The sequence below is a fragment of the Halomonas sp. AOP43-D1-4 genome (assembly GCF_052446175.1).
Classification (GTDB): Bacteria; Pseudomonadota; Gammaproteobacteria; order Pseudomonadales; family Halomonadaceae; genus Vreelandella; species Vreelandella citrativorans.
In genome coordinates, this window is the sequence record NZ_JBQSVY010000052.1 from 1 (window position 1) to 435 (window position 435).

The 435-nt window shown below is 54.0% G+C and carries 1 protein-coding gene; it reads right to left on the reverse strand.

Going from position 1 to position 435, the window contains the following annotated elements; genetic code table 11:
* On the reverse strand, positions 1-348 hold a 348-nt coding region (locus ACT3RQ_RS17745; RefSeq protein WP_444680994.1), incomplete at its 3' end, for a hypothetical protein.
* Between the last annotated feature and the right edge of the window lie 87 nt (positions 349-435).

Consider the following 435-nt stretch of genomic DNA (forward strand, 5'->3'; position numbering starts at 1 on the left):
TTCTGGTTCTGGTTCTGGTTCTGGTTCTGGTTCTGGTTCTGGTTCTGGTTCTGGTTCTGGCTCTGGCTCTGGTTCTGGTTCTGGTACGGGCTTATCAGCCTTAGCCTCTGGGCTTCTGCGCTCAACAGGAGGGGGCGCCTTATCTTCTGCTGGCTCTGGAAGCTCTGACAAAGGCTCATCGACAACCTCTTGAAGAGCCTCCTTAGGGGCCGAGTCCGACGTTGTGACTGAAGGTACTTTCGCTTGAGCCGTGTCGGGCTGGGTAGCCTCACTCTTTTGCTCTTCCCCCGCCATAGCGGCCTGCAACCCTACGCTCATGGAAACGCTTTCGGTAGCTTTGGTCGCCACGACAAAATCAGCATCCTGCCTTAACCAGAGAGCGCCCACTATTAAGTGCAAAAAGACCGAAAAACCTACATAAAAACCAATGCGGTG